The sequence below is a fragment of the Pseudomonas sp. B8(2017) genome (genome assembly GCF_002113575.1).
Classification (GTDB): domain Bacteria; phylum Pseudomonadota; class Gammaproteobacteria; order Pseudomonadales; family Pseudomonadaceae; genus Aquipseudomonas; species Aquipseudomonas putida_Z.
Window position 1 is genome coordinate 464,326 of the sequence record NZ_NEIO01000002.1, and the last position, 21,328, is coordinate 485,653.

At 62.1% G+C, this 21,328-nt stretch carries 19 protein-coding genes and 1 pseudogene; 11 read left to right on the plus strand and 9 right to left on the minus strand.

The features are described 5' to 3' along the window. Window positions 1–21 precede the first annotated feature (21 nt). From CAG22_RS05555 to CAG22_RS05570, 6 genes are all read right to left on the minus strand, one after another. The gene (locus CAG22_RS05555; RefSeq protein WP_085591159.1) at window positions 22–333 is read right to left on the minus strand and encodes a hypothetical protein; all 312 of its coding nucleotides are present in this window, start codon (window positions 331–333) and stop codon (window positions 22–24) included. A gap of 130 nt (window positions 334–463) precedes the next feature. Next, window positions 464–796, minus strand: a complete 333-nt coding sequence (locus CAG22_RS05560) for a hypothetical protein (protein ID WP_049866762.1) — start codon at window positions 794–796, stop codon at window positions 464–466. A gap of 311 nt (window positions 797–1,107) precedes the next feature. After that, on the minus strand, window positions 1,108–1,263 hold the full coding sequence (locus tag CAG22_RS28480) for a hypothetical protein (protein ID WP_158090330.1): 156 nt from the start codon (window positions 1,261–1,263) through the stop codon (window positions 1,108–1,110). 244 nt (window positions 1,264–1,507) lie between these two features. Further along, window positions 1,508–1,657: a hypothetical protein gene (locus CAG22_RS28485; protein WP_158091101.1), complete on the minus strand. Its 150-nt coding sequence runs from the start codon at window positions 1,655–1,657 to the stop codon at window positions 1,508–1,510. Between the two features lie 18 nt (window positions 1,658–1,675). Further along, window positions 1,676–3,487 carry a DAHL domain-containing protein gene (locus tag CAG22_RS05565; protein WP_085704825.1) on the minus strand — a complete coding sequence of 604 codons (1,812 nt, stop codon included), beginning with the start codon at window positions 3,485–3,487 and terminating at the stop codon, window positions 1,676–1,678. Further along, the gene (locus CAG22_RS05570) at window positions 3,484–4,410 is read right to left on the minus strand and encodes a cytochrome-c peroxidase (protein WP_085591165.1); all 927 of its coding nucleotides are present in this window, start codon (window positions 4,408–4,410) and stop codon (window positions 3,484–3,486) included. The genes CAG22_RS05565 and CAG22_RS05570 overlap by 4 nt, the downstream gene beginning before the upstream one ends. Window positions 4,411–4,581: 171 nt before the next feature. Here CAG22_RS05570 and CAG22_RS05575 point away from each other — a divergent pair, with 171 nt between their 5' ends. Then, window positions 4,582–5,949 (plus strand): HD domain-containing phosphohydrolase, encoded by a 1,368-nt coding sequence (locus CAG22_RS05575; protein ID WP_085692701.1) that lies wholly within the window; start codon window positions 4,582–4,584, stop codon window positions 5,947–5,949. Between the two features lie 130 nt (window positions 5,950–6,079). After that, on the plus strand, window positions 6,080–6,754 hold the full coding sequence (locus CAG22_RS05580) for an SOS response-associated peptidase (protein WP_085704827.1): 675 nt from the start codon (window positions 6,080–6,082) through the stop codon (window positions 6,752–6,754). Between the two features lie 39 nt (window positions 6,755–6,793). On the opposite strand, the gene CAG22_RS05585 is transcribed toward CAG22_RS05580, so the two are convergent. After that, window positions 6,794–7,153: a DUF6713 family protein gene (locus CAG22_RS05585; RefSeq protein ID WP_085704829.1), complete on the minus strand. Its 360-nt coding sequence runs from the start codon at window positions 7,151–7,153 to the stop codon at window positions 6,794–6,796. A gap of 143 nt (window positions 7,154–7,296) precedes the next feature. On the opposite strand from CAG22_RS05585, the pseudogene CAG22_RS28940 reads away from it, so the two are divergent. The 3 genes and pseudogenes from CAG22_RS28940 (at window position 7,297) to CAG22_RS05600 (ending at window position 11,535) form a co-directional block, all read left to right on the plus strand. Continuing rightward, window positions 7,297–7,665, plus strand: a pseudogene (locus CAG22_RS28940) (integrase). 32 nt (window positions 7,666–7,697) lie between these two features. Further along, window positions 7,698–9,284 carry an ABC-F family ATPase gene (locus tag CAG22_RS05595; RefSeq protein ID WP_025338972.1) on the plus strand — a complete coding sequence of 529 codons (1,587 nt, stop codon included), beginning with the start codon at window positions 7,698–7,700 and terminating at the stop codon, window positions 9,282–9,284. Window positions 9,285–10,341: 1,057 nt separating this feature from the next. Continuing rightward, window positions 10,342–11,535 carry an MFS transporter gene (locus CAG22_RS05600; RefSeq protein ID WP_085663651.1) on the plus strand — a complete coding sequence of 398 codons (1,194 nt, stop codon included), beginning with the start codon at window positions 10,342–10,344 and terminating at the stop codon, window positions 11,533–11,535. On the opposite strand, the gene CAG22_RS05605 is transcribed toward CAG22_RS05600, so the two are convergent. Next, window positions 11,497–12,543: a dienelactone hydrolase gene (locus CAG22_RS05605; protein ID WP_085704831.1), complete on the minus strand. Its 1,047-nt coding sequence runs from the start codon at window positions 12,541–12,543 to the stop codon at window positions 11,497–11,499. The genes CAG22_RS05600 and CAG22_RS05605 overlap by 39 nt on opposite strands. A 200-nt stretch (window positions 12,544–12,743) precedes the next feature. On the opposite strand from CAG22_RS05605, the gene yghU reads away from it, so the two are divergent. The 6 genes from yghU to CAG22_RS05635 all read left to right on the plus strand — a co-directional run bounded on the left by yghU (window position 12,744) and on the right by CAG22_RS05635 (window position 20,036). Beyond that, on the plus strand, window positions 12,744–13,586 hold the full coding sequence (gene yghU / locus CAG22_RS05610; protein ID WP_025338969.1) for a glutathione-dependent disulfide-bond oxidoreductase: 843 nt from the start codon (window positions 12,744–12,746) through the stop codon (window positions 13,584–13,586). Window positions 13,587–13,852: 266 nt separating this feature from the next. Then, complete coding sequence (locus CAG22_RS05615) at window positions 13,853–15,556, plus strand: amidase (protein ID WP_085704833.1); 1,704 nt, start codon at window positions 13,853–13,855, stop codon at window positions 15,554–15,556. A 184-nt stretch (window positions 15,557–15,740) separates the two neighbouring features. After that, window positions 15,741–16,415, plus strand: coding sequence for a transcriptional regulator (locus tag CAG22_RS05620; protein WP_085704835.1), 675 nt, complete (start codon window positions 15,741–15,743; stop codon window positions 16,413–16,415). Next, the gene (locus CAG22_RS05625) at window positions 16,412–17,329 is read left to right on the plus strand and encodes a pyridoxal-phosphate dependent enzyme (protein ID WP_085704837.1); all 918 of its coding nucleotides are present in this window, start codon (window positions 16,412–16,414) and stop codon (window positions 17,327–17,329) included. Before CAG22_RS05620 ends, CAG22_RS05625 begins: the two co-directional genes overlap by 4 nt. Before the next feature lie 333 nt (window positions 17,330–17,662). Continuing rightward, window positions 17,663–18,760, plus strand: coding sequence for a carboxynorspermidine decarboxylase (nspC, locus tag CAG22_RS05630; protein ID WP_013972889.1), 1,098 nt, complete (start codon window positions 17,663–17,665; stop codon window positions 18,758–18,760). Between the two features lie 31 nt (window positions 18,761–18,791). Continuing rightward, window positions 18,792–20,036 (plus strand): saccharopine dehydrogenase family protein, encoded by a 1,245-nt coding sequence (locus CAG22_RS05635; protein WP_003248123.1) that lies wholly within the window; start codon window positions 18,792–18,794, stop codon window positions 20,034–20,036. 143 nt (window positions 20,037–20,179) lie between these two features. On the opposite strand, the gene CAG22_RS05640 is transcribed toward CAG22_RS05635, so the two are convergent. Then, window positions 20,180–21,226, minus strand: a complete 1,047-nt coding sequence (locus tag CAG22_RS05640; protein ID WP_075045114.1) for a class I SAM-dependent methyltransferase — start codon at window positions 21,224–21,226, stop codon at window positions 20,180–20,182. Window positions 21,227–21,328: the final 102 nt, after the last annotated feature.

Genomic DNA, 21,328 nt, shown 5'->3' on the forward strand with positions numbered 1-21,328 from the left:
AGCGGCTCGTTCAGCGTTTCCTTAGTTGAACTTGAGCTTTGCCACTTTGCTCAGTGCCCACCCACTGAACACGTAGAACGCGTCCAGATAGAAGCGGCCTTCGTAGTTCGGTAGCGGTTCACGATTCAACAACAGCTCGGGCATGTCGGGCGACGGGGGAAACAGCGCATAAAAGCCGTTGGGCAACACCGCCAACGCGATGAGCAGCAGGTAGGTCACGGTCCGCAGCATGGTGGCGCGGTTATCGGACTGCTCGGCCCATTTCAGGCCGAACCAGGCGACCAGGCCGGCAACCGGCAACACCCAGAAATGCGTCGGCATTCCAATGAACATTTCCGCGACAATGCTTCTTGCTTCCAACCTGGTGCTCTCCGTTCAAATGAGCGGATTATTGCCGCTGGAGTCAGCAAATGCAAAAAGCCCGCTCTCGAGGGCGGGCATTTTGTTCGCGAGGGTCAGTTGATCATGCTTTAGAACACATCAGCGCGGCGTCCAGCAGCCTGCCATGGTCGTACCAGGCATCGCGTTGATAGGCCGCGAACTGGCGCTGGTTACCCGTGCCCCGCACCTCGACCAGGCCACCCGCCTTGTCGGGGTCGGTACTATCGACGAACAGTCTGACCGAGTTATCACCATCGACCTGGTAGGTTTTCACATTCCCTTGAAGTTCGCTTTTGACGCATCCCAGATACGCCGGCGTACTTCTTTCCGTGGCTCCGGCCGCATACCCATGGCCCTCACGCACATCGGGGTCATGTGCGCAGCCTGCCATGAACAGTGTGGCGAAGGTGGACATCAGTATTGCACCTGCTACCGATCTTGAGCTCTTCACGCGACACGCTCCTGCCGCCCCATCGAGTAACTTGGGAAAGTGTTGCCAAGCCGCATGCACCTTTTTTGTTTTTGTTTGCCCATGTTACTGCTCAACGTCAGCCGGGCAATATGCTTGTTTGCTATATCGGTTTCAGGGCGGGCGTTCCCCGCGAAGTTAACCTTCGTTCATGGATAAGCGGGCAAGTTCCAGACAGGCCAGCCTGGGCGAGCATGCGTAGTCTTGCAGTGTGTTCGCACAGGCGTGGCCGCTAGCGGAAGGGATTGCTGCCTGCATCAATAGCGGCGGTAGTCCTGACCACCATGGTGTCCATCGTTGAAATGCCGGTGATGGCCGCCGCCGTGATGCCCACCGTGGTGCCAATATGGCCAGCAACCACCGAGCAGCAGCAACCCTGACAACACTACGACCCATGCAGTCTTGCGTTTCATGTGCGTACCTCCGGCCAGGTGAAACCAGGCCTTGCTTACGTTGGACCGCACAAAGGAGGGATGTTCAGGCAGAGGAACGCCGCTGGTCATCTTGCGGGCGAGATTTCAGCTGGCGGTCGACTCAAGGGCGTGCAGCGCCGTGTGGCCATGAACCAGACAGGGGGCGGACAAAACTTGTCCCAAACCGGGTAGTCACTCTGCAGATGACCCCGATTTCGGGTACAACCAGGCCCACAAACGGGGGTCAGGCGATTGCCTTGAGAAACACAAATGTCGCCGCCAGATCCAGGACCAGTACAGCAACCACAACGAAGATCATGTAGTAGCGGTCATTCTGAGTCATTTCTGCGTACTCCGCATGATCGATGCCCCAGAGGGTCACAGCAATTTGCATTCCACTTCCCTGCTGCTCTCAGGCCGACCGGGCCTGATGGATGGGCAGTTCGACCCTGAATGTCGTACCGACTCCCACCTCGCTGTCTACGCGGATCTCGCCACCATGACGCTTGATGATTCCGTACGAAAGTGACAATCCCAGCCCGGTGCCCTGGCCGATGGGCTTCGTCGTGTAGAAGGGATCGAAGATCTTTTGCAGGCTTTCGGCAGGAATGCCACAACCATTGTCTGCGACTTCAATCCACACCCACTTGTCACTGGCACCGGTTCGCAGGGTAATTCTGCCACGCTCGGCACCCATCGCCTGGGTGGCATTGACCAGCAGATTCATGATTACCTGATTGATCTGCGAAGGCAGGCACTCGACCGGCGGCAATGGGCTGTAATCCTTGACAAGGTCCGCCTTGTGCCTGAGTTCGCTGGCAACAATGTTCAGCGTTGACTCTATGCCTTGAAGCAGGTCTGCCACTTGCCAGTCATGGCTGCTCTCTACTCGCGAAAAGTCCTTGAGGTCCTTGACGATCCGCGCAACGCGACTGATACCGTCCTTGGATTCGCGGATCAGCGCCGGAATATCCTCCAGCAAGTAATCCAGCTCGATTTCCGTGCGCAACTTCGCCAGCTCCGCGCCGAGCGCGTTCGGAACCAGAGTATTTTCCGCGTCGGCATATGCCTTCAGCATGTCCTGCAAACGGCCGAAATAATCATCCAGTGCACCGAGGTTGGAAGAGACAAACCCAATCGGGTTGTTGACTTCATGGGCTACGCCGGCTGCCAGCTGACCGAGCGAGGCGAGCTTTTCGGACTGGACCAACTGGTTCTCGAGCAACCGGCGTTCATCCACCTCGCGCTGCAGTGCTGCGCTGGCTTGGGTAAGTGCCTGGGTACGCCGTTCGACCCGCTGTTCCAATTCGTCGTTGGCACTCACCAGCGCTCGGTTTACACGGTTTATTTCGGCGTAGCTACGCATCAACCACATCCCCATGTACAGCAATAGCAATACCAGCAGCGTGGAAAACACCAACAGATAGAAATGGTATCGCTGAGCCGTCAGCGCTGCTGCTTGCTCGTCGCGGTCCAACATCAGCGCAATGGCGTCCAGACTCTCGGCAATCGGAACCGCCTCGATCGCTTCGAGCAGTTGGTCGACCTTGGGTTGCTCACGAAGAATCAACTCTATGTGTTTGCTGATGGTATCGATGGGCACCTGAAAATCGACGGGCAAGCGCTCCTTGTTGACCGAAAGATTGTTCAGTCCGACAAGGATGTCGGCAGCTTTTTCATCGGTTGTGGTCTGGGCAAACTCAAGGCTGCTCAGCATCAAGTCATAGGTATCGCTGGTGATTCTGCGCAGGCGCAGTGTATCGGCATCGACCAATTGACGAAGGTGCACCTGTATTACATCGGCTGCAGCCGGGAGAAAAGCCAGGGAATTTCGCAGGATCGCATTGTGCGTCTTGAAGCGCGAGACCAGCAGGACCTTGTCGTCAAAGGACTGTTGGTAATCGCGAAAAGCCTTTTGCCAAGCGAGCATTTCTGCTTTTTGATGACGCCCTTCCAGCGTGTCGAATTCCCGCCATAGGCGCTTCATTTCAATCAACGGCAGCACCAGCGGGTCGTAGTTGTAATTGGTGGTGGTGCGCGCCTTGAGCACCGCACCCTCCCACTGCGCATCGTACTGCTTGATCTGGCGAATCAGATCGCGCGCCTGGGCGTAGTTGGCACTCTCATCGGACCTGGACATCCAGTACAGGTAGACCAGCACGGAAGCCAGCGACATGGCGCACGCAGCCAACAGCAGCAGACTGCGCCGAGCGTTCAACCTCATAGCGGTTTACCCTCCCATTGGCCGGTGAGGGTCTGGAGAAACTTGATGATCAGCGCTTTATCATCGTCGCTCGGCGTACGTCCCAACTGATAATGAAACATGGCATCGACGGCTGCTTCCAAGGTGGGCGCCGAACCGTCATGAAAATAAGGGGCGGTCACCTCCACGTTTCGCAGGCTTGGAACTTTGAACAGGTGGAGGTCATCCGGGTCACCTGTCACGTTGTAGCGTCCCCGGTCTGCCCCGGTAACATTGCCACGGTTGGTGAAATAATCATCGAAAACACCGAACTTCTGCAGCATGTTGCCGCCGATATTCACGCCCTGGTGGCAGGCTATACAACCGTACTCCTGGAAGCGCTGATAGCCATGCTTCTCTTCCAGGCTGAGGCTGCTGGTATCTCCTTTCAGATAGCGATCGAAGCGTGAATCGGGTGTCAGCAGGGTGCGCTGGTACGTAACCAGGGCATCTTTGACATCGATGGCGGTCACTGGTTTGCCATAGGCTTCGGCGAACCCCGTCTGGTAGGCCGGATCGTCAGCAATTCGTTGAACCACGGTAGCCCAGCCATCTTCTTTGCCGTCCGTATTACCGGTTGCCAGGTGCACCAGGCCGTCAAACGATTGCGCGCGCCCATCCCAGAACTGCAGGAAGTTCAGGCTGGCGTTGAAGACGCTGGGTGTGTGAACTGGCAAGGGTTTGCCATCTGCATCAGGCGAGCGCGCCTGCCCGTCCGCGCCACCACGATCCAGGCGATGGCAATCAGCACAGGACTGGCTGTTATCGAGGGACAAACGCGAGTCATTGAACAGTTTGCGCCCCAGCTCCACCCGGGCAGGGTCAAGCTCAGGCACCGCCGGCAATGGCGTGAGCGGCCCACCAATGCTCTGGGCCAGCCCCCATGCCGGCAAAACGACAAGCATCGAGGCAACGATGCGAACCTGCAGACTAGTCGGCACAGCACAACCCTCCCTGGCGAGATGCACCTGCCTCCGAGCATAGTGAGGCCAACAGACAAAAGCTAACGGCGGGGGCAAATATCATCTAGGCTGTGGCCAGGGAGTAGTCTGGCCGAGACCGGCAGGGAGGGACCCATGGAGCTACCCGTTACCGATGGCGCAGCAGCCAAGCCGGTGATACTTCTGGTTGACGACGAGCCCTCGATTCTCAGCAGCCTTCGTCGTCTACTTCGCAACCAACCCTACGAACTCCTCCTTGCCGAAAGCGGTGCCGACGCCCTGCAACTGCTCCAACAACGCCCAATCAATCTGGTGATGAGTGATGCGCGCATGCCAAACATGGACGGGGCAACACTGTTGGCCCACGTACATGAGCGTTTTCCCGACACGTTGCGCATTCTGCTTACGGGTTACGCTGACACGGACACCATTGCGAAAGCCATCAATGATGGGCACATCTATCGTTACATCAGCAAACCCTGGAATGATGAAGAGCTGTTGGTCACATTGCGCCAGGCATTGGCCCACCAACATTCGGAAAGCGAACGAAAGCGACTGGAACAGCTGACTCAGGTTCAGATCAAGCAACTCAAGGCGCTTAACGAAAGCCTTGAACAGCGTGTAGCGGCGCGCACCGCCGAGTTGCAGCAAACTGCCGACATGCTTGACCTTGCCTATGAAGAACTCAAGCGCAGTTACGTGACCAGCACCGAGTTCTTTTCGCAGTTAGGCAACCTGCGTCTGCCCAAGGCCAAGCAGACCAACCGGCAAGTCATAGAATTGATACGGGTGTATTGCACCAGCCATGGGCTGGACGAAGGTAGCTGTCGCAACCTGACCATGGCTGCAGCCCTCTACAACATCGGCAAGATGAGCTGGACCGACAGCATGCTCACCTGCCCTGCCGATCTCATTCCTCCACCAGAGCGCGAACTGTACCGGTCATACCCGAAACAGAGCGAAGCGCTGGTCATGACCCTGGAGCCAATAAAAGAGGCTGCACAACTCATACTTCACCACCAGGAACGCTGGGATGGCAGCGGTTTTCCGGGCCACCTGAAGGGCGCGGCAATTCCACTGGGCGCCCGCTGGTTGAAAATGGCCGTGGATTTCATCGAATTGCAGCGCGGACTGGTCCTGGATCGCCAGCTCAATAGCGATGAGGCACTGCTCTACATACGCAAGTATGCTGGAAAGCTGTATGACCCAGATCTGGTGGAAGACTTCGTCAACGTCTGTGCCGAGTACATGCGCGACATTACCTTGACCGACCCGGCGATCAAGGTATTGAGCACGCACGAACTGGCAGAGGGCATGATACTGGCGCGTAACCTGAATGCCGACAATGGCATGCTGCTATTGAATGCCGGCAAGGTACTGAACGGTGCGCTGGTGAAAAAACTGATTGCCTTCGAAGAAATGGAAGGTGGCAGATACAACGTGTTCATCAGGGTTCCCGAGCAGGCAGGCAGCCTGCAGCCATCGCCCGCAACGGCAGGCTGACCCCGTTGCGGGCAGGCGCTGAAATCCGTTCGCCCTGCATCGTGGCAAGCGGAGAGCCTGGCCGTCCCCGTATGACTGCCGGCACTACTACCAGCCAACGGCTATCCTTCAGGTTTCGGTAGGAGGGCGTATGTGCGGAAGGCTCAGCCAGTACCGTGGCATACATGACTTCGTTGAAACCCTGAGCCTGCCAGAGGCCTGGCGGAACAACGTCGGCGACCAGCCGCTTGGCCGGTACAACATCGCGCCGACCACGCTGGTGGCAGTACTGCGGATGGATGACGCAGGCCCACGAGCGGACCTGGTGAGGTGGGGATGGCGACCGCACTGGGCGAACGATCGCGCTGCGCCGATCAACGCGCGGGTCGAGAAGGTGGCGCATGGCCCATTCTTCCGGGCGATCTGGCCGCACCGGGCCATCACCCCTGTCGACGGCTGGTACGAATGGGTTGATGAAGGTGGGCCGAAGAAGCAGCCGTACTACATCCGCCGCCAGGATGGGCACCCTGCCCTTTGCGCCTCGATCGGCCAGTTCACCGGCACCGAGCACGACGGGTTCGTCATCATTACCGCCGACGCTCAGGGCGGAATGGTCGACGTTCACGACCGCCGGCCTGTCGTGTTGTCGCCAGAACTGGCGTACGAGTGGATCGCGGCAGCAATGCCCAGCGAGCGCGCAGAACAACTGGTGCTCAACCTGGGTGAGCCGGCCGAAGCCTTCGAGTGGTACCGGGTGGGTATCGCCGTGGGGAATGTGCGTAACCAAGGTGCCGAGCTGATGAACCCGCTTCAGCGTATGATTTGAATGCGCAGCGATGCAGGATCGTAAGCGCGGCGCCTGCGATCATTGCGATGACGATCGTATCCCTGCCATCAGCCATACAGAGCTGGCCAAGCACAGAATGAGGATGGAGATCGAAGCAGGCAGGTGAAACTGGTGATATCCAGCCAATCCGAAGCCGGCATGGATAAGGAACGTGATCAGGCCTAGGCCGGCACAAACTTTGGCGAAGAACACCGCGTTAACCTTACCCAGCAACACGCTTCGATAACCAACCAGCAACACGGGTATTGCCAAGATATTGAACAGGAGGAAGCCCTGTACCCCACCCGGTAGGAAAAACATCTCCCATTCGTGCCAATACGCGGCATCTATTTGATGAAGAATCAGTGCAAGCATCGTTACGAAATAGCTTCTTTCCATGTAAGCAATCCCTTCAGCTAGTGATCATCCCTGAGTAAAGCGCTGACGATGATATCTCACGCCTCTATGCGACGCTTGGAAGTATTTGCAGATCAGTGCTGCTCAACGAGCGCGCGCTGAATGCCATCCAGCAGGCCTAGAGGATGGCAACTCTCAAGCGCATGACATCCCAAGCCAGCGCACCCGATCCGCCCATTTCTGTTCCAGCCGAGCAAAGGTGGGCTGTGGATCAACGAACCAAGTGTTACAATCCGCCACTTCAAATCGGCGCCCAAGGCGCTGAACATCCGTGAACGCCGTCAGTACGACACCCGCCACACCTACGCCACCCTATGCCTGATGTCTGGGATGAACCCGCGTTCATCGCGAACCAGCTTGGTCACAGCGTCGAGATGTTGCTTTCTACCTACGCGAAATGGATCAGCTCCTCCTCGGACTGGAGGGAGCTGGAGAAGCTGCCGCCCCGAGTCGAATTGGCCCAAAATTGGCCCAAGACTGACGAGATGGCCTAAATACACCTCTGGAACCCCCGCAGGACAAGCACTTGATTTCTACCGCCAACATCACCATGCAGTTCGGCTCCAAGCCGCTGTTCGAAAACGTTTCCGTCAAATTCAACAACGGCAACCGCTACGGCCTGATCGGCGCCAACGGTTGCGGCAAGTCGACCTTCATGAAGATCCTCGGCGGTGACCTGGAGCCGTCCGGCGGCCAGGTCATGCTCGAGCCGAACACCCGCCTGGGCAAGCTGCGCCAGGACCAGTTCGCCTACGAAGAATTCACCGTGATCGACACGGTGATCATGGGCCACGGCCAACTGTGGAAGGTCAAGGCCGAACGCGATCGTATCTACTCGCTGCCGGAAATGACCGAGGAAGACGGCATGGCCGTCGCCGAGCTGGAAACCGAATTTGCCGAAATGGACGGCTACACCGCCGAATCCCGTGCCGGTGAACTGCTGCTGGGCCTGGGTATTCCGCTGGAACAGCACTTCGGCCCGATGAGCGAAGTGGCACCGGGCTGGAAGCTGCGTGTCCTGCTGGCCCAAGCGCTGTTCTCGGACCCGGACGTGCTGCTGCTCGACGAGCCAACCAACCACCTGGACATCAACACCATCCGCTGGCTGGAAACCATCCTCACCGCGCGTAACAGCACCATGGTGATCATTTCCCACGACCGGCACTTCCTCAACAGTGTCTGCACCCACATGGCCGACCTGGACTACGGCGAGCTGCGCGTATTCCCGGGCAACTACGACGAGTACATGACCGCTGCCACCCAGGCCCGCGAGCAGCTGCTGTCGGACAACGCCAAGAAGAAAGCCCAGATCGCCGAACTGCAGACCTTCGTCAGCCGCTTCTCGGCCAACGCCTCCAAGGCCAAGCAGGCCACCTCGCGGGCCAAGCAGATCGACAAGATCCAGCTGGCCGAGGTCAAGCCGTCGAGCCGGGTGAGCCCGTTCATCCGCTTCGAACAGACCAAGAAGTTGCACCGCCAGGCCGTCACCGTCGAGAAAATGGCCAAGGCCTTCGACGACAAAGTGCTGTTCAAGGACCTGGGCTTCACCATCGAGGCTGGCGAGCGCGTGGCGATCATCGGCCCCAACGGTATCGGCAAGACCACCCTGCTGCGCACCCTGGTCGGCGAAATGACCCCGGACAAGGGTGAAGTGAAGTGGACCGACAGCGCCGAAGTGGGCTACTACGCCCAGGACCACGCCCACGACTTCGAAGACGACATGACCCTGTTCGACTGGATGGGCCAGTGGACCTCCGGCGAGCAGGTGATCCGCGGCACCCTCGGGCGCATGCTGTTCTCCAACGACGAGATTCTCAAGTCGGTGAAGGTGATTTCCGGTGGTGAGCAAGGCCGCATGCTGTTCGGCAAGCTGATCCTGCAGAAGCCGAACGTGCTGGTGATGGACGAGCCGACCAACCACCTGGACATGGAATCGATCGAGGCGCTGAACCTGGCGCTGGAAAACTACCCGGGCACCCTGCTGTTCGTCAGCCATGACCGTGAGTTCGTGTCGTCGCTGGCCACGCGCATCATCGAGCTGTCGGCTGATGGCGTGGTGGACTTCAGCGGTACCTACGACGATTACCTGCGTAGCCAGGGTGTAGTGGTCTGATTGATGCGGCGGCCTGGCCATCTTGTATGGCTGGGCCGGCCTCTTCGCGGGTAAACCCGCTCCCACAGGGACTGCGTAGCACTTGAGCCCAATGCAAATCCTGTGGGAGCGGGCGAGCCCGCGAATGACGATTACCTGCGTAGCCAGGGTGTAGTGGTCTGATTGATGCGGCGGCCTGGCCATCTTGTATGGCTGGGCCGGCCTCTTCGCGGGCATGCCCGCTCCCACAGGGACTGCGTAGCACTTGAGGCCTATGCAAATCCTATGGGAGCGGGCGAGCCCGCGAATGACGATTATCTGCGTAGCCAGGGTGTAGTGGTCTGATTGATGGGGCGGCCTGGCCATCTTGTATGGCTGGGCCGGCCTCTTCGCGGGCATGCCCGCTCCCACAGGGACTGCGTAGCACTTGAGGCCAATGCAAATCCTGTGGGAGCGGCCGAGCCCGCGAATGACGATTACCTGCGTAGCCAGGGTGTAGTGGTCTGATTGATGCGGCGGCCTGGCCATCTTGTATGGCTGGGCCGGCCTCTTCGCGGGCATGCCCGCTCCCACAGGGACTGCGTAGCACTTGAGGCCTATGCAAATCCTATGGGAGCGGGCGAGCCCGCGAATGACGATTATCTGCGTAGCCAGGGTGTAGTGGTCTGATTGATGGGGCGGCCTGGCCATCTTGTATGGCTGGGCCGGCCTCTTCGCGGGCATGCCCGCTCCCACAGGGACTGCGTAGCACTTGAGGCCAATGCAAATCCTGTGGGAGCGGCCGAGCCCGCGAATGACGATTACCTGCGTAGCCAGGGTGTAGTGGTCTGATTGATGCGGCGGCCTGGCCATCTTGTATGGCTGGGCCGGCCTCTTCGCGGGCATGCCCGCTCCCACAGGGACTGTGTAGCATTTGAGGCCTATGCAAATCCTGTGGGAGCGGGTTCACCCGCGAAGAATCCACCGCCGATCCCACAGGCTGGCACTGCCCGACGAATAATTCGTTAGCCTGCTTTCATTTCCTTCGCGCAACGGCCATGATGGGGCCACGCCCAACCGCCCGCCCGCGAACGAGCCCATGACCGCGCAACAACCCGCCCCCGCCAGCAACACGCTGCAAATTACCCTGCAGATCCTGTCGATCGTTTTCTACACCTTCATTGCCTTCCTCTGCATCGGCCTGCCGATCGCCGTCTTGCCCAGCCATGTGCACGACCAGCTGGGGTTTGGCGCGGTGGTCGCCGGGCTGACCATTGGCCTGCAATACCTGGCCACGCTACTCAGCCGCCCGTTTGCCGGGCGCGTGGCCGATACCCTGGGGGGCAAGCAGGCGATTCGCTTCGGCTTGCTGGGGATTGCCGGCTGCGGGGTGTTGACCCTGCTATCGGCCTGGACCCTGACGCTACCGCTGCTGAGCCTGGCGCTGCTGCTCGGCGGGCGCCTGCTGCTGGGCCTCGCCCAAGGGCTGATCGGCGTGGCCACGCTGAGCTGGGGCATCAGCCAGGTCGGGCCCGAGCACACCGCCAGGGTGATTTCCTGGAACGGTATCGCCTCCTATGGCGCCATCGCCATTGGTGCCCCCTTGGGTGTACTGGCCGTGGACGGGCTGGACTTCAGCGTGCTGGGGCCGGCATTGCTGGTGCTGGCGGTATCGGCCCTGCTGGTACTGCGCAAGCGGCCGGACGTGGTGGTGGTGCGTGGCGAGCGCCTGCCCTTCTGGTCGGCCTTCGGCCGGGTCGCACCCTGTGGCCTGGGCCTGACCCTGGCCTCTATCGGCTACGGCACGCTGACCACCTTCGTCACCCTGTATTACCTGGAGCGCGGCTGGGCGGGCGCGGCCTGGTGCCTGAGTGCCTTTGGCGTGTGCTTCATCATTTCCCGGCTGCTGTTCGTCAACGCGGTCAACCGTTTTGGTGGCTACAACGTGGCGGTCGCGTGCATGGCCACTGAAGTGCTCGGCCTGAGCCTGCTGTGGCTGGCACCGTCTCCGCCGTGGGCACTGATCGGCGCCGGGCTTACCGGTTTCGGGCTGTCGCTGGTGTACCCGGCGCTGGGGGTGGAAGCGATCAAGCAGGTGCCCAGCAGCAGCCGCGGCGCAGGGCTGGGTGCCTACGCGGTGTTCTTCGACATGGCCCTGGCCATCGCCGGGCCGGTGATGGGCGCGGTGGCCGCGCACCTGGGTTATGCCTCGATCTTCTGCGTGGCCGCCCTGCTCGCCCTGGCGGGTGTCGGCCTAACGCTGTTGCTGGCGCGGCGCGCCGCTCGCGGCTGAACGCTCGGCCGGCTGCGGCGCGCCCAACGCCTGGCTGAAGAACACCGCGGCTTCACGTTGCAGGGAATGGTGGATGTGCCGACGGTCCACGCCTGCGGCATCCTTGCACAGCACCGGCATCCGCATGGACTGCTCGGCATCGCAATGGGCCATGAACACGAAGTGCCCGGCGCCAGCCAGCAGGCGATAGTCCGGTGTGACCGGCAACTTGCGGGCCAGGGCTTCGGCGTTGCGGTCCACCGCCACCAACTGGTCGCTGTCGCCACTGTAGATCAGCGCCGGCACCTGCACCCCGGCCAAGGCATGGCGCCCGAACAGCAGGCTAAGCGGTGCCATCAGCATCACCGCCCCCACCCGCTGGTCGGCCTCTGGCACCAGCTCGCTGCGGTCGGCAATCAGCACACCGTGTGTCCTGCAGGCGTCGGCGTCGTTAGGGCGCTCCAGGCAATACTTGCGCAGGCGGTCCAGATCGGGGCGCGCGCCTGAGAGAATCAAGGCGGTTTCACCACCGGCCGAGTAGCCGATCACCCCAACCTTGCCACCGTTCAGGTAGGGCCCCAGCAAGGCATCATCGCGGGCAGCCGTAATCGCGGCACTCACTTGCAGCGGCCGGCCATACAGGTTGCTCAAGGTGCCCAGGCGGCTGTGGTCGCGGGCGTTGTCGCCGGGGTGCACCACCGCCACCACGATAAAGCCCTGGCGCGCCAGCGACGTCGCCAGGTAGTGCAAGGCCAGCGGGCTGCCGGTATTGCCGTGGGACAGCACCAGCAACGGGAACTGGCCCAACGCTACCGGCGCCTCTTCACTCACATCGATCGGGTAGCCGTCTATCCGGCTGCTGCGGGTATTGCCGATGGCCGGGTAGAACGCCAGCGCCTGCATGGGCCGGGCGTCGACCGGGTCGGCCAGGGTCATGTGGTGCAGGCCGGCAACCCAGGGCGCGGCCTCGGCGTGGGCCAGCAGGCTGCCGAACAGGGCCAGCGCCAACACGCAGCGTGGGAGAGTCATCGGCCGGCGGTTCCTTGCAGGGCGAAGAGATAGCTCAGCATAGAACTGGCCTGGGCTGCACCGGATGAAACCTGGATGAAACCGAAGTCATGCACTTCACGCCCGCGCCCTATGCATTTGCGCTTTTCGTCGAACCCGTGGCATAGATGCAGGTCCACGTCTCTACGTGACCGTTTCGCGCCATTGAAGGAGATTCATGCATGAGCAAGCCCGCCTACGTGCCACCCAAGGTCTGGCGCAACGACGCAGCGTCCGGCGGCCAGTTCGCCAGCATCAACCGCCCGGTTGCCGGCCCGACTCACGACAAGGACCTGCCGCTGGGCAAGCACCCGCTGCAGCTGTACTCCCTGGCCACGCCCAATGGCGTCAAGGTCACCATCGCCCTCGAAGAGCTGCTCGCGCTGGGCCACCCGGGCGCCGAATATGATGCCTGGTTGATCCGCATTGGCGAGGGTGAGCAGTTCTCCAGCGGCTTCGTCCAGGTCAACCCCAACTCGAAGATCCCCGCCCTGCTCGACCGCAGCGTCGAGCCGCCGGTGCGGGTGTTCGAGTCGGGTTCGATCCTGCTGTACCTGGCGGAAAAGTTCGGTGCCTTGCTGCCGAAAGCCCCAGCTGCACGCACCGAAAGCCTGAACTGGCTGTTCTGGCAAATGGGCGCGGCGCCTTATCTGGGCGGCGGCTTTGGCCACTTCTATGTGTATGCGCCGGAAAAGTTCGAGTACGCGATCAACCGCTTCACCATGGAAGCCAAGCGCCAGCTGGATGTGCTCGACCGGCGCCTGGCCGAAAGCCGCTACCTGGGCGGCGAGGAATACAGCATCGCCGACATTGCCGTGTGGCCGTGGTATGGCCAGCTGGTGCGCGGCAACCTGTATGGCGCGGCGGAGTTCCTGGCGGTGGACGAGTACCCGCATGTGCAGCGCTGGGCCGAGGAGATTGCCTTGCGCCCGGCGGTGCAGCGTGGCACACGGGTGAACCGGACCTGGGGGGATGAGGCCAGCCAGGTGCCGGAGCGGCATGCAGCGGCAGACCTGGACGGTTGACGCGGCACCCTTGTGGGAGCGGCCTTGCGTCGCGAAAGGGGTGCGAAGCGCCCCCAGGGTCTTCGTATCACAGTGAAATCATTGGGGCCGCTTTGCGGCCCTATCGCGACACAAGGCCGCTCCTACAAGGGTTCGCGCCGGGCTTGGGAGGCCCGACAATGCCCGCCTGCAAAAAACCATTTGCCCCCGCGCAAACCTGCGCCCGCCAAGCCCTTCTTGTACACTCCTCGCATTAGCCCCCACCTGCACATTTTTTTGGTGAACGCATGATCGAGGTAACCGAGGTTTCCATTGCCGAGCTGCGCGACGCGCTCGAGTCGGGCCGCACGACGGCGGTCGAGCTGGTCCAGGCCTACCTGGCGCGCATCGATGCCTACGATGGCGCCGACACCGCCACTGCCCTGAACGCCGTGGTGGTGCGCAACCCCGAGGCGCTGGAAGAGGCCGAAGCCTCCGACGCCCGTCGCGCCAAAGGCCAGGTCCTGAGCCCGTTGGACGGCATCCCTTACACCGCCAAGGACAGCTACCTGGTCAAAGGCCTGACCGCTGCCTCCGGCAGCCCGGCCTTCAAGGACCTGGTGGCCCAGCGCGACGCCTTCACCATCGAACGCCTGCGCGCCGCCGGCGCCGTGTGCCTGGGCAAGACCAACATGCCGCCCATGGCCAACGGTGGCATGCAGCGCGGCGTGTATGGCCGCGCCGAAAGCCCATACAACGCCGACTACCTGACCGCACCGTTCGCCTCGGGCTCGTCCAACGGTGCCGGCACCGCCACCGCTGCCAGCTTCAGTGCCTTCGGCCTGGCCGAAGAAACCTGGTCCAGCGGCCGAGGCCCGGCGTCCAACAACGGCCTGTGCGCCTATACCCCGTCGCGCGGGGTGATTTCGGTGCGTGGCAACTGGCCGCTGACACCGACCATGGACGTGGTGGTGCCGTATGCCCGCACCATGGCCGACCTGCTGGAAATCCTTGACGTGGTCGTAGCCGACGACGCCGACAAGCGCGGCGACCTGTGGCGCCTGCAACCTTGGGTGCCAATCCCGGCGGCTTCGACGGTGCGCCCGGCTTCGTACCTGGACCTGGCCGTGGATGCCAGCGCGCTCAAGGGCAAGCGCTTTGGCGTGCCGCGCATGTACATCAATGCCGATGCCGAGGCCGGTACTTCCGAGAAGCCTGGCATCGGCGGCCCGACTGGCCAGCGCATCAACACCCGCGCCACGGTGATCGACCTGTGGCAGCAGGCTCGCCAGGCACTGGAGGCTGCTGGTGCCGAAGTGCTGGAAGTGGACTTCCCCTTGGTGTCCAACTGCGAGGGCGACCGCCCGGGCGCACCGACCGTGTACAACCGCGGCATCGTCAGCAAGGAGTTCCTGCATGACGAGCTGTGGGAGCTGTCGGGCTGGGCCTTCGACGACTTCCTGCGCGCCAACGGTGACCCCAGGCTCAACCGCCTGGCCGATGTCGACGGGCCGCAGATCTTCCCCCACGACCCGGGCACCCTGCCCAACCGTGAGGACGACCTGGCCGCCGGCATGGACGAGTACGTCAACATGGCCAAGCGTGGCCTGAAGACCTGGGACCAGATCGAGACCCTGCCCGACGGCCTGCGCGGCCTGGAGCAGACCCGCAAGATCGACCTGGAAGACTGGATGGACAACCTGGGCCTGGACGCGGTGCTGTTCCCCACCGTGGCCGACGTGGGCCCGGCCGATGCCGACGTCAACCCGGCATCGGCGGACATCGCCTGGAGCAACGGCATCTGGGTGGCCAACGGCAACCTGGCGATCCGTCACCTGGGCGTGCCGACCGTGACCGTGCCGATGGGCGTGATGGCCGATATCGGCATGCCGGTGGGGCTGACCTTTGCTGGCCGGGCTTACAGCGACAATGCGCTGCTGAGCTTTGGTGCGGCCTTCGAGGCGACCGGGTCGCGGCGGATGATCCCACCGCGCACCCCGGCCCTGGGCTGAGGGTTAAAGGGGCCGCTTTGCGGCCCATTCGCGGGTAAACCCGCTCCCACAGGTTCACCACAGGTGTTGAATACCGTGGGGCCCCTGTGGGAGCGGGTTTACCCGCGAATGGGCCTGGAAAAGCAAATCGCCTAATTCAACTTTATGTGTAAAAATACACAAAACGTTGATTTTGCGATCTGCCATGCCTATCACCCCAAGCGAAGAACGCCAACTCACCCTCACCGTCCTCAAGGCCGCCATCCAGGCCCTGGGTAGCGTTGCCGCGCGCAACATGGAAATCCTCCTGCACGACCTCGATCACCCGGAACACTCCGTGGTGGCGATCGTCAACGGCCACCTTTCCGGCCGCAGCGTCGGTAGCCCGATCCTCGCCGCCCCGGAACAGGACCTGGGTTTCAAGGCACTGATGCAGGCCTCGGCCGATCAGCACGGCTGTGCGCCGGTGGTGCTGCCCGATTACCCCACCACGCTGAAGGGCCGCACGCTGCGCAGCGCCACGGCCATCTTCCGTGACAGCAACGGCCACCCCTTCGCCAGCCTTTGCGTCAACACCGACGTCACCGGCCTGGATGCCGCCATGAACTTTCTTCAGCAGTTCCAACCGCTGGGGGCCACACCTGCCGTCAGTGAGCCCGGCGACATGGAACTGCTGATGAGCGAGATAATCCAGGCATCCCTGCAGCGCAGCGGCCAGGGGCGGATGAACAAGCAGGCCAAGGTCGAGGCCGTGCGCGTGATGCAGGAGCGTGGCCTGTTCATCGTCAAGGGCGGCGTGGAAAAGGCCGCCAGCGCCCTGGGTGTGACCCGCTACACCGTTTACAACTACCTCGAGCAACTGCGCGGAGCCAGCCAATGACCTTGCATATTCATACCCCCCTGATCGAATCCCGCCCGCTGTCACTGGCCGCGGGCAGCAATATCTGGCTCAAGCTCGATGCCCTGCAGCCCTGCGGTTCGTTCAAGCTGCGCGGCGTGGGCCACGCCTGCGAGGTGCACCATGCCCGTGGTGCGCGGCACTTCGTGTCTTCCTCGGGCGGCAACGCCGGCCTGGCAGTGGCCTATGCCGGGCGCAAGCTGGGCGTGCCGGTGACCGTGGTAGTGCCCGAGACCACCACCGAGCGGGCCAAGGACCTGCTGCGCCTGGAGGGCGCCAAGTTGGAGGTGCATGGCAGCTCCTGGCAAGAGGCCAACGCCCTGGCGCAGACCTTGGTCGGCCCGGATGACGCCTTCATTCACCCATTCGACGACCCGCTGCTGTGGGCCGGGCATGCCAGCCTGGTGGATGAAGTCGCCGAGGCCGGCGTGAAACCGGATGCCGTGGTGTTGTCGGTAGGCGGTGGTGGTTTGCTCAGTGGTGTGGTCGAGGGGCTACAGCGCAACGGCTGGGGCGATGTGCCGGTGCTGGCGGTGGAAACCGAGGGCGCGGCATCGCTGCATGCGGCCATGCAGGCGGGGCATTCGGTGGAGCTGGAACGTATTGCCTCGGTGGCGACCTCGTTGGGGGCCAAGCGTGTGGCTGACCAGGCGCTGGTGTGCGTGAAGGAGCATCCGGTGCACAGCCACCTGGTCACTGACCGCGCTGCGCTGGAGGCGTGCGAGCGGTTCCTGCTGGACCATCGCGTGCTGGTGGAGCCTGCATGTGGGGCTGCTTTGGCGTTGGCCTATGCACCGGGCGCCCTGGCGCAGTACCAGAATGTGCTGGTGGTGGTTTGTGGCGGGGCAACCGCCACGCTGGAGCAGATCCAGGCGTGGTTGCAGCAGGTTGATTGAGGTTGCCTGTACCGGCCTCTTCGCGGGCTTGCCCGCTCCCACAGGAACCGCGCATTTTCTGAGCCTCGCGCTAAACCTGTGGGAGCGGGCAAGCCCGCGAACACCGGCGGAGCCGGTGCCATCCAATAAAACACTCATCGGATTCTCCTTGCGGCACCCGGTTGCTGATTACGATAGTCACATGCCGCTGTTCTACTGAGCCCGCCGCAACCGGAAAAATCCTCTCGCAACAGCGTCAACCACGACGAAATGCGTAACCCACCCTTTCGGTCTGCGGCAAGTGAAGGCACAATGCGTGTCCTTTTTTTGGCCGGCCTGGCCGGGGGCCTTTAAATGATCAAGACGCCGTACTACCTCATCGATAAAACCAAGCTGCTGGGCAACATGGAGAAGATCGCCTACGTGCGCGAACACTCCGGTGCCAAGGCGCTGCTCGCCCTCAAGTGCTTTGCCACCTGGTCGGTCTTCGACCTGATGCAACAGTACATGGACGGCACCACCTCTTCGTCGCTGTACGAGCTCAAGCTCGGCCGCCAGAAGTTCGCCGGCGAAACCCACGCCTACAGCGTGGCCTGGGCCGACGACGAGGTCGAGGAAATGCTCGAGAACTGCGACAAGATCATCTTCAACTCGATCGGCCAGCTGCAGCGCTTCGCCGAACAGTCCGAAGGCAAGGTCCGCGGCCTGCGCGTCAACCCGCAGGTCAGCAGCTCCGACTACCTGCTGGCAGACCCTGCCCGCCCGTTCAGCCGCCTGGGCGAATGGGACCCGGCCAAGGTCGAACAGGTGATCGAGCAGATCTCCGGTTTCATGTTCCACAACAACTGCGAGAACGGCGACTTCGGCCTGTTCGACAAGATGCTCACGCACATCGAAGAGCGCTTCGGTCACCTGCTTCACAAGGTCGAGTGGGTAAGCCTCGGTGGCGGCATCCACTTCACCGGTGAAGACTACGCGCTGGACGCCTTCTGCGCGCGCCTGAAAGCCTTCTCGGAAAAATACGGCGTGCAGGTGTACCTGGAGCCGGGCGAAGCGGCCATCACCAACAGCGCCTCGCTGGAAGTGACCGTGCTCGACACCCTGTACAACGGCAAGCACCTGGCCGTGGTCGACAGCTCGATCGAAGCGCACATGCTCGACCTGCTGATCTACCGCCTCAACGCCAAGATGGCCCCCAACGACGGCGCGCACACCTACATGGTCTGCGGCAAGTCGTGCCTGGCCGGTGACATCTTCGGCGAATACCAATTCGATCGTCCGCTGGCCATCGGTGATCGCCTGTCGTTCGTCGACGCGGCGGGTTACACCATGGTCAAGAAAAACTGGTTCAACGGTCTGAAAATGCCATCCATCGTGGTCAAGCAACTCGACGGCAGCGTCGAAGTGGTGCGCGAGTTCGGTTTCGAAGACTACGTTTCCAGCCTGTCGTAAGACCGGCTTTCAGTAAGGAGCAAGGGATAAATTGAAGAAGAACGTTCTTATCATTGGTGCAGGAGGTGTCGCCAAGGTGGTGGCCCACAAGTGCGCGCAGCATAACGACGAACTGGGTCGTATCGCCATCGCGTCACGGAACATCTCCAAATGCCAGGCCATCATCGACAGCGTCAAGGCCAAGGGTAGCCTCAAGGTACCCGCCGACATCCAGGCCTTCTCGCTCAATGCCCTCGATGTCGAGGCAACCAAGGCGCTGATCCGCGAGACCGAATCGCAGATCGTGATCAACGTTGGTTCCGCCTTCCTCAACATGTCGGTGCTGCGTGCCTGCATCGATACCGGTGTCGCCTATCTGGACACCGCCATCCACGAAGAGCCGGGCAAGATCTGCGAGACCCCGCCGTGGTACGGCAACTACGAGTGGAAACACCTCGAAGAGTGCCAGGCAAAGAACATTACCGCCATTCTCGGCGTCGGTTTCGACCCGGGTGTGGTGAACAGCTACGCCAAGCTGGCGCAGCAACAGTATTTCGACAGCATTGACTCGATCGACATCCTCGACGTCAATGCCGGTTCGCATGGCAAGTACTTCGCCACCAACTTCGACCCGGAAATCAACTTCCGTGAATTCACCGGGCAAGTGTGGAGCTGGCAGAACAGCCAGTGGACCAGCAACACCATGTTCGAGGTCAAGCGTACCGACGACCTGCCGGTGGTAGGTTCGCAGAACCTGTACCTGACCGGCCACGATGAAGTTCACTCGATTTCGAAGAACCTCAACGTGCCGAACGTGCGTTTCTGGATGAGCTTCGGCGAGCACTACATCAACGTGTTCACCGTGCTGAAGAACCTGGGCCTGCTCTCCGAGCAACCGGTGAAAACCGCCGAAGGCCTGGAAGTGGTACCACTGAAAGTGGTCAAGGCCGTGCTGCCGGACCCAGCCTCGCTGGCCCCGGGCTACACCGGCAAGACCTGCATCGGTGACCTGGTCAAGGGCACCAAGGATGGCCAGCCGCGCGAAGTGTTCATCTACAACGTGGCCGACCACGAAGAAGCCTACGCCGAGACCGACAGCCAGGGCATTTCCTACACCGCGGGTGTACCGCCAGTGGCTGCCGCCCTGCTGGTCGCCCGTGGCGAGTGGGATGCCAAGCGCATGGTCAACGTCGAGGAGCTGCCGGCCGAGCCGTTCCTCAAGGCGCTGGACGTGATGGGCCTGCCGACCCGCGTCAAGGATGAAAAAGGCGATCGTCCCTGGGACGCTGAAGCCTAAGCAGCAAGACAGAGGGGGCGCCATCGAGGCGCCCCTTCTGCTTTTGCAGGCCCGGCCTCTTCGCGGGTGAACCCGCTCCCACAGGTATTTCACAGGTCTGTGGGAGCGGGTTCACCCGCGAAGAGGCCGGCACAGGCTGACCTCTACTTCCGAGCCTCCAGAATCAGGTTGAACGGCGTCTGCGTCGCCCGCCGGAACCGGCCGAACCCCGCCTCCTCGAACACCGCCCGCAACCGCGCTTCCCCCGCCTGCGCACCCAGCCCCAACCCCACCTCCTGCGACAACGAATTGGGCGTGCAGATAAACGTCGATGCCGCATAGAACAAGCGCCCGACCGGTGTCAGGTTGCCCTCCAGCGAATCCTCGGCATAAGGCTCCACCAGCATCACCGTGCCGTCGGCCTTCAACGCACGGTAGGCATGCTTCGCAGCCCCCACCGGGTCGCCCATGTCGTGCAGGCAATCGAAGAAGCACACCAAGTCATGGTCATGCCCCGGGTAGTCCTTGGCGCTGGCCTGCTGGAAGCTCACCCGCCCCGCCAACCCCGCCTCACGCGCACGCTCGTTGGCGGTGGCGATGGAAGGCCCGTGGTAGTCGTAGCCGACGAAGGTGGATGCCGGGAACGCCTGGGCCATGACCAGCGTGGAAGCGCCATGCCCACAGCCCACATCCGCCACCTTGGCGCCCGCCTGCAGCTTGGCCACCACGCCCTCCAGCGCCGGTAGCCATTCGGCCACCAGGAAGGTGCGGTAACCCGGACGGAAGAACCGTTCGGTGCCGCTGAACATGCAGGGGTGATGGTCGCCCCAGGCCAGCCCGCCATCGCCGCGCATGGCCGCGACCAGCTTGTCCTTGTCGTGGAACAGCGCGGCCACCACCGCCGCACCACCGGCCATGTAGGCCGGGGAATCCTCCAGCGCCAGGGCCATGGCCTGCTCTTCAGGCAACACGAAACGGCCCTTGTCATGCACCATGTAGCCCGAGGCGGCCTGGGCGCTGAGCCATTCGCGCACCAGCCGCGGGTGGCAGCCGGTCTTTTCCGCCAGCGCCTCGGGGGTGGTCGGCTGGCTGTCGGCCATGGCCCGGTACAACCCCAGTTCGTCACCGAGAATCACGTTGGCCAAGGTCGCCGCCGCGCCCATGTCGCCCACCAGCTTGCCCATGAAGTCGTGAAGCCTTGCCTCGTCCATGACCTGCCCTCCTCTGCAAAGAAGGCCATCGCCAGCGAGGGACATCCGCTCCGGGGAGGCGGTGGTCGGTTGAATGGTATGGGCCTGCCGAGCGTTACCCGA

Excerpts from the sequence above, each read along its gene's own strand:
- CAG22_RS05555 (WP_085591159.1), bottom strand. The coding sequence starts at position 333 with ATGTTCATTGGAATGCCGACGCATTTCTGGGTGTTGCCGGTTGCCGGC.
- CAG22_RS05560 (WP_049866762.1), bottom strand. The coding sequence starts at position 796 with ATGTCCACCTTCGCCACACTGTTCATGGCAGGCTGCGCACATGACCCC.
- CAG22_RS28480 (WP_158090330.1), bottom strand. The coding sequence starts at position 1,263 with ATGAAACGCAAGACTGCATGGGTCGTAGTGTTGTCAGGGTTGCTGCTG.
- CAG22_RS28485 (WP_158091101.1), bottom strand. The coding sequence starts at position 1,657 with ATGCAAATTGCTGTGACCCTCTGGGGCATCGATCATGCGGAGTACGCA.
- CAG22_RS05565 (WP_085704825.1), bottom strand. The coding sequence starts at position 3,487 with ATGAGGTTGAACGCTCGGCGCAGTCTGCTGCTGTTGGCTGCGTGCGCC.
- CAG22_RS05570 (WP_085591165.1), bottom strand. The coding sequence starts at position 4,410 with ATGCTTGTCGTTTTGCCGGCATGGGGGCTGGCCCAGAGCATTGGTGGG.
- CAG22_RS05575 (WP_085692701.1), top strand. The coding sequence starts at position 4,582 with ATGGAGCTACCCGTTACCGATGGCGCAGCAGCCAAGCCGGTGATACTT.
- CAG22_RS05580 (WP_085704827.1), top strand. The coding sequence starts at position 6,080 with ATGTGCGGAAGGCTCAGCCAGTACCGTGGCATACATGACTTCGTTGAA.
- CAG22_RS05585 (WP_085704829.1), bottom strand. The coding sequence starts at position 7,153 with ATGGAAAGAAGCTATTTCGTAACGATGCTTGCACTGATTCTTCATCAA.
- CAG22_RS05600 (WP_085663651.1), top strand. The coding sequence starts at position 10,342 with ATGACCGCGCAACAACCCGCCCCCGCCAGCAACACGCTGCAAATTACC.
- CAG22_RS05605 (WP_085704831.1), bottom strand. The coding sequence starts at position 12,543 with ATGACTCTCCCACGCTGCGTGTTGGCGCTGGCCCTGTTCGGCAGCCTG.
- yghU (WP_025338969.1), top strand. The coding sequence starts at position 12,744 with ATGAGCAAGCCCGCCTACGTGCCACCCAAGGTCTGGCGCAACGACGCA.
- CAG22_RS05615 (WP_085704833.1), top strand. The coding sequence starts at position 13,853 with ATGATCGAGGTAACCGAGGTTTCCATTGCCGAGCTGCGCGACGCGCTC.
- CAG22_RS05620 (WP_085704835.1), top strand. The coding sequence starts at position 15,741 with ATGCCTATCACCCCAAGCGAAGAACGCCAACTCACCCTCACCGTCCTC.
- CAG22_RS05625 (WP_085704837.1), top strand. The coding sequence starts at position 16,412 with ATGACCTTGCATATTCATACCCCCCTGATCGAATCCCGCCCGCTGTCA.
- nspC (WP_013972889.1), top strand. The coding sequence starts at position 17,663 with ATGATCAAGACGCCGTACTACCTCATCGATAAAACCAAGCTGCTGGGC.
- CAG22_RS05640 (WP_075045114.1), bottom strand. The coding sequence starts at position 21,226 with ATGGACGAGGCAAGGCTTCACGACTTCATGGGCAAGCTGGTGGGCGAC.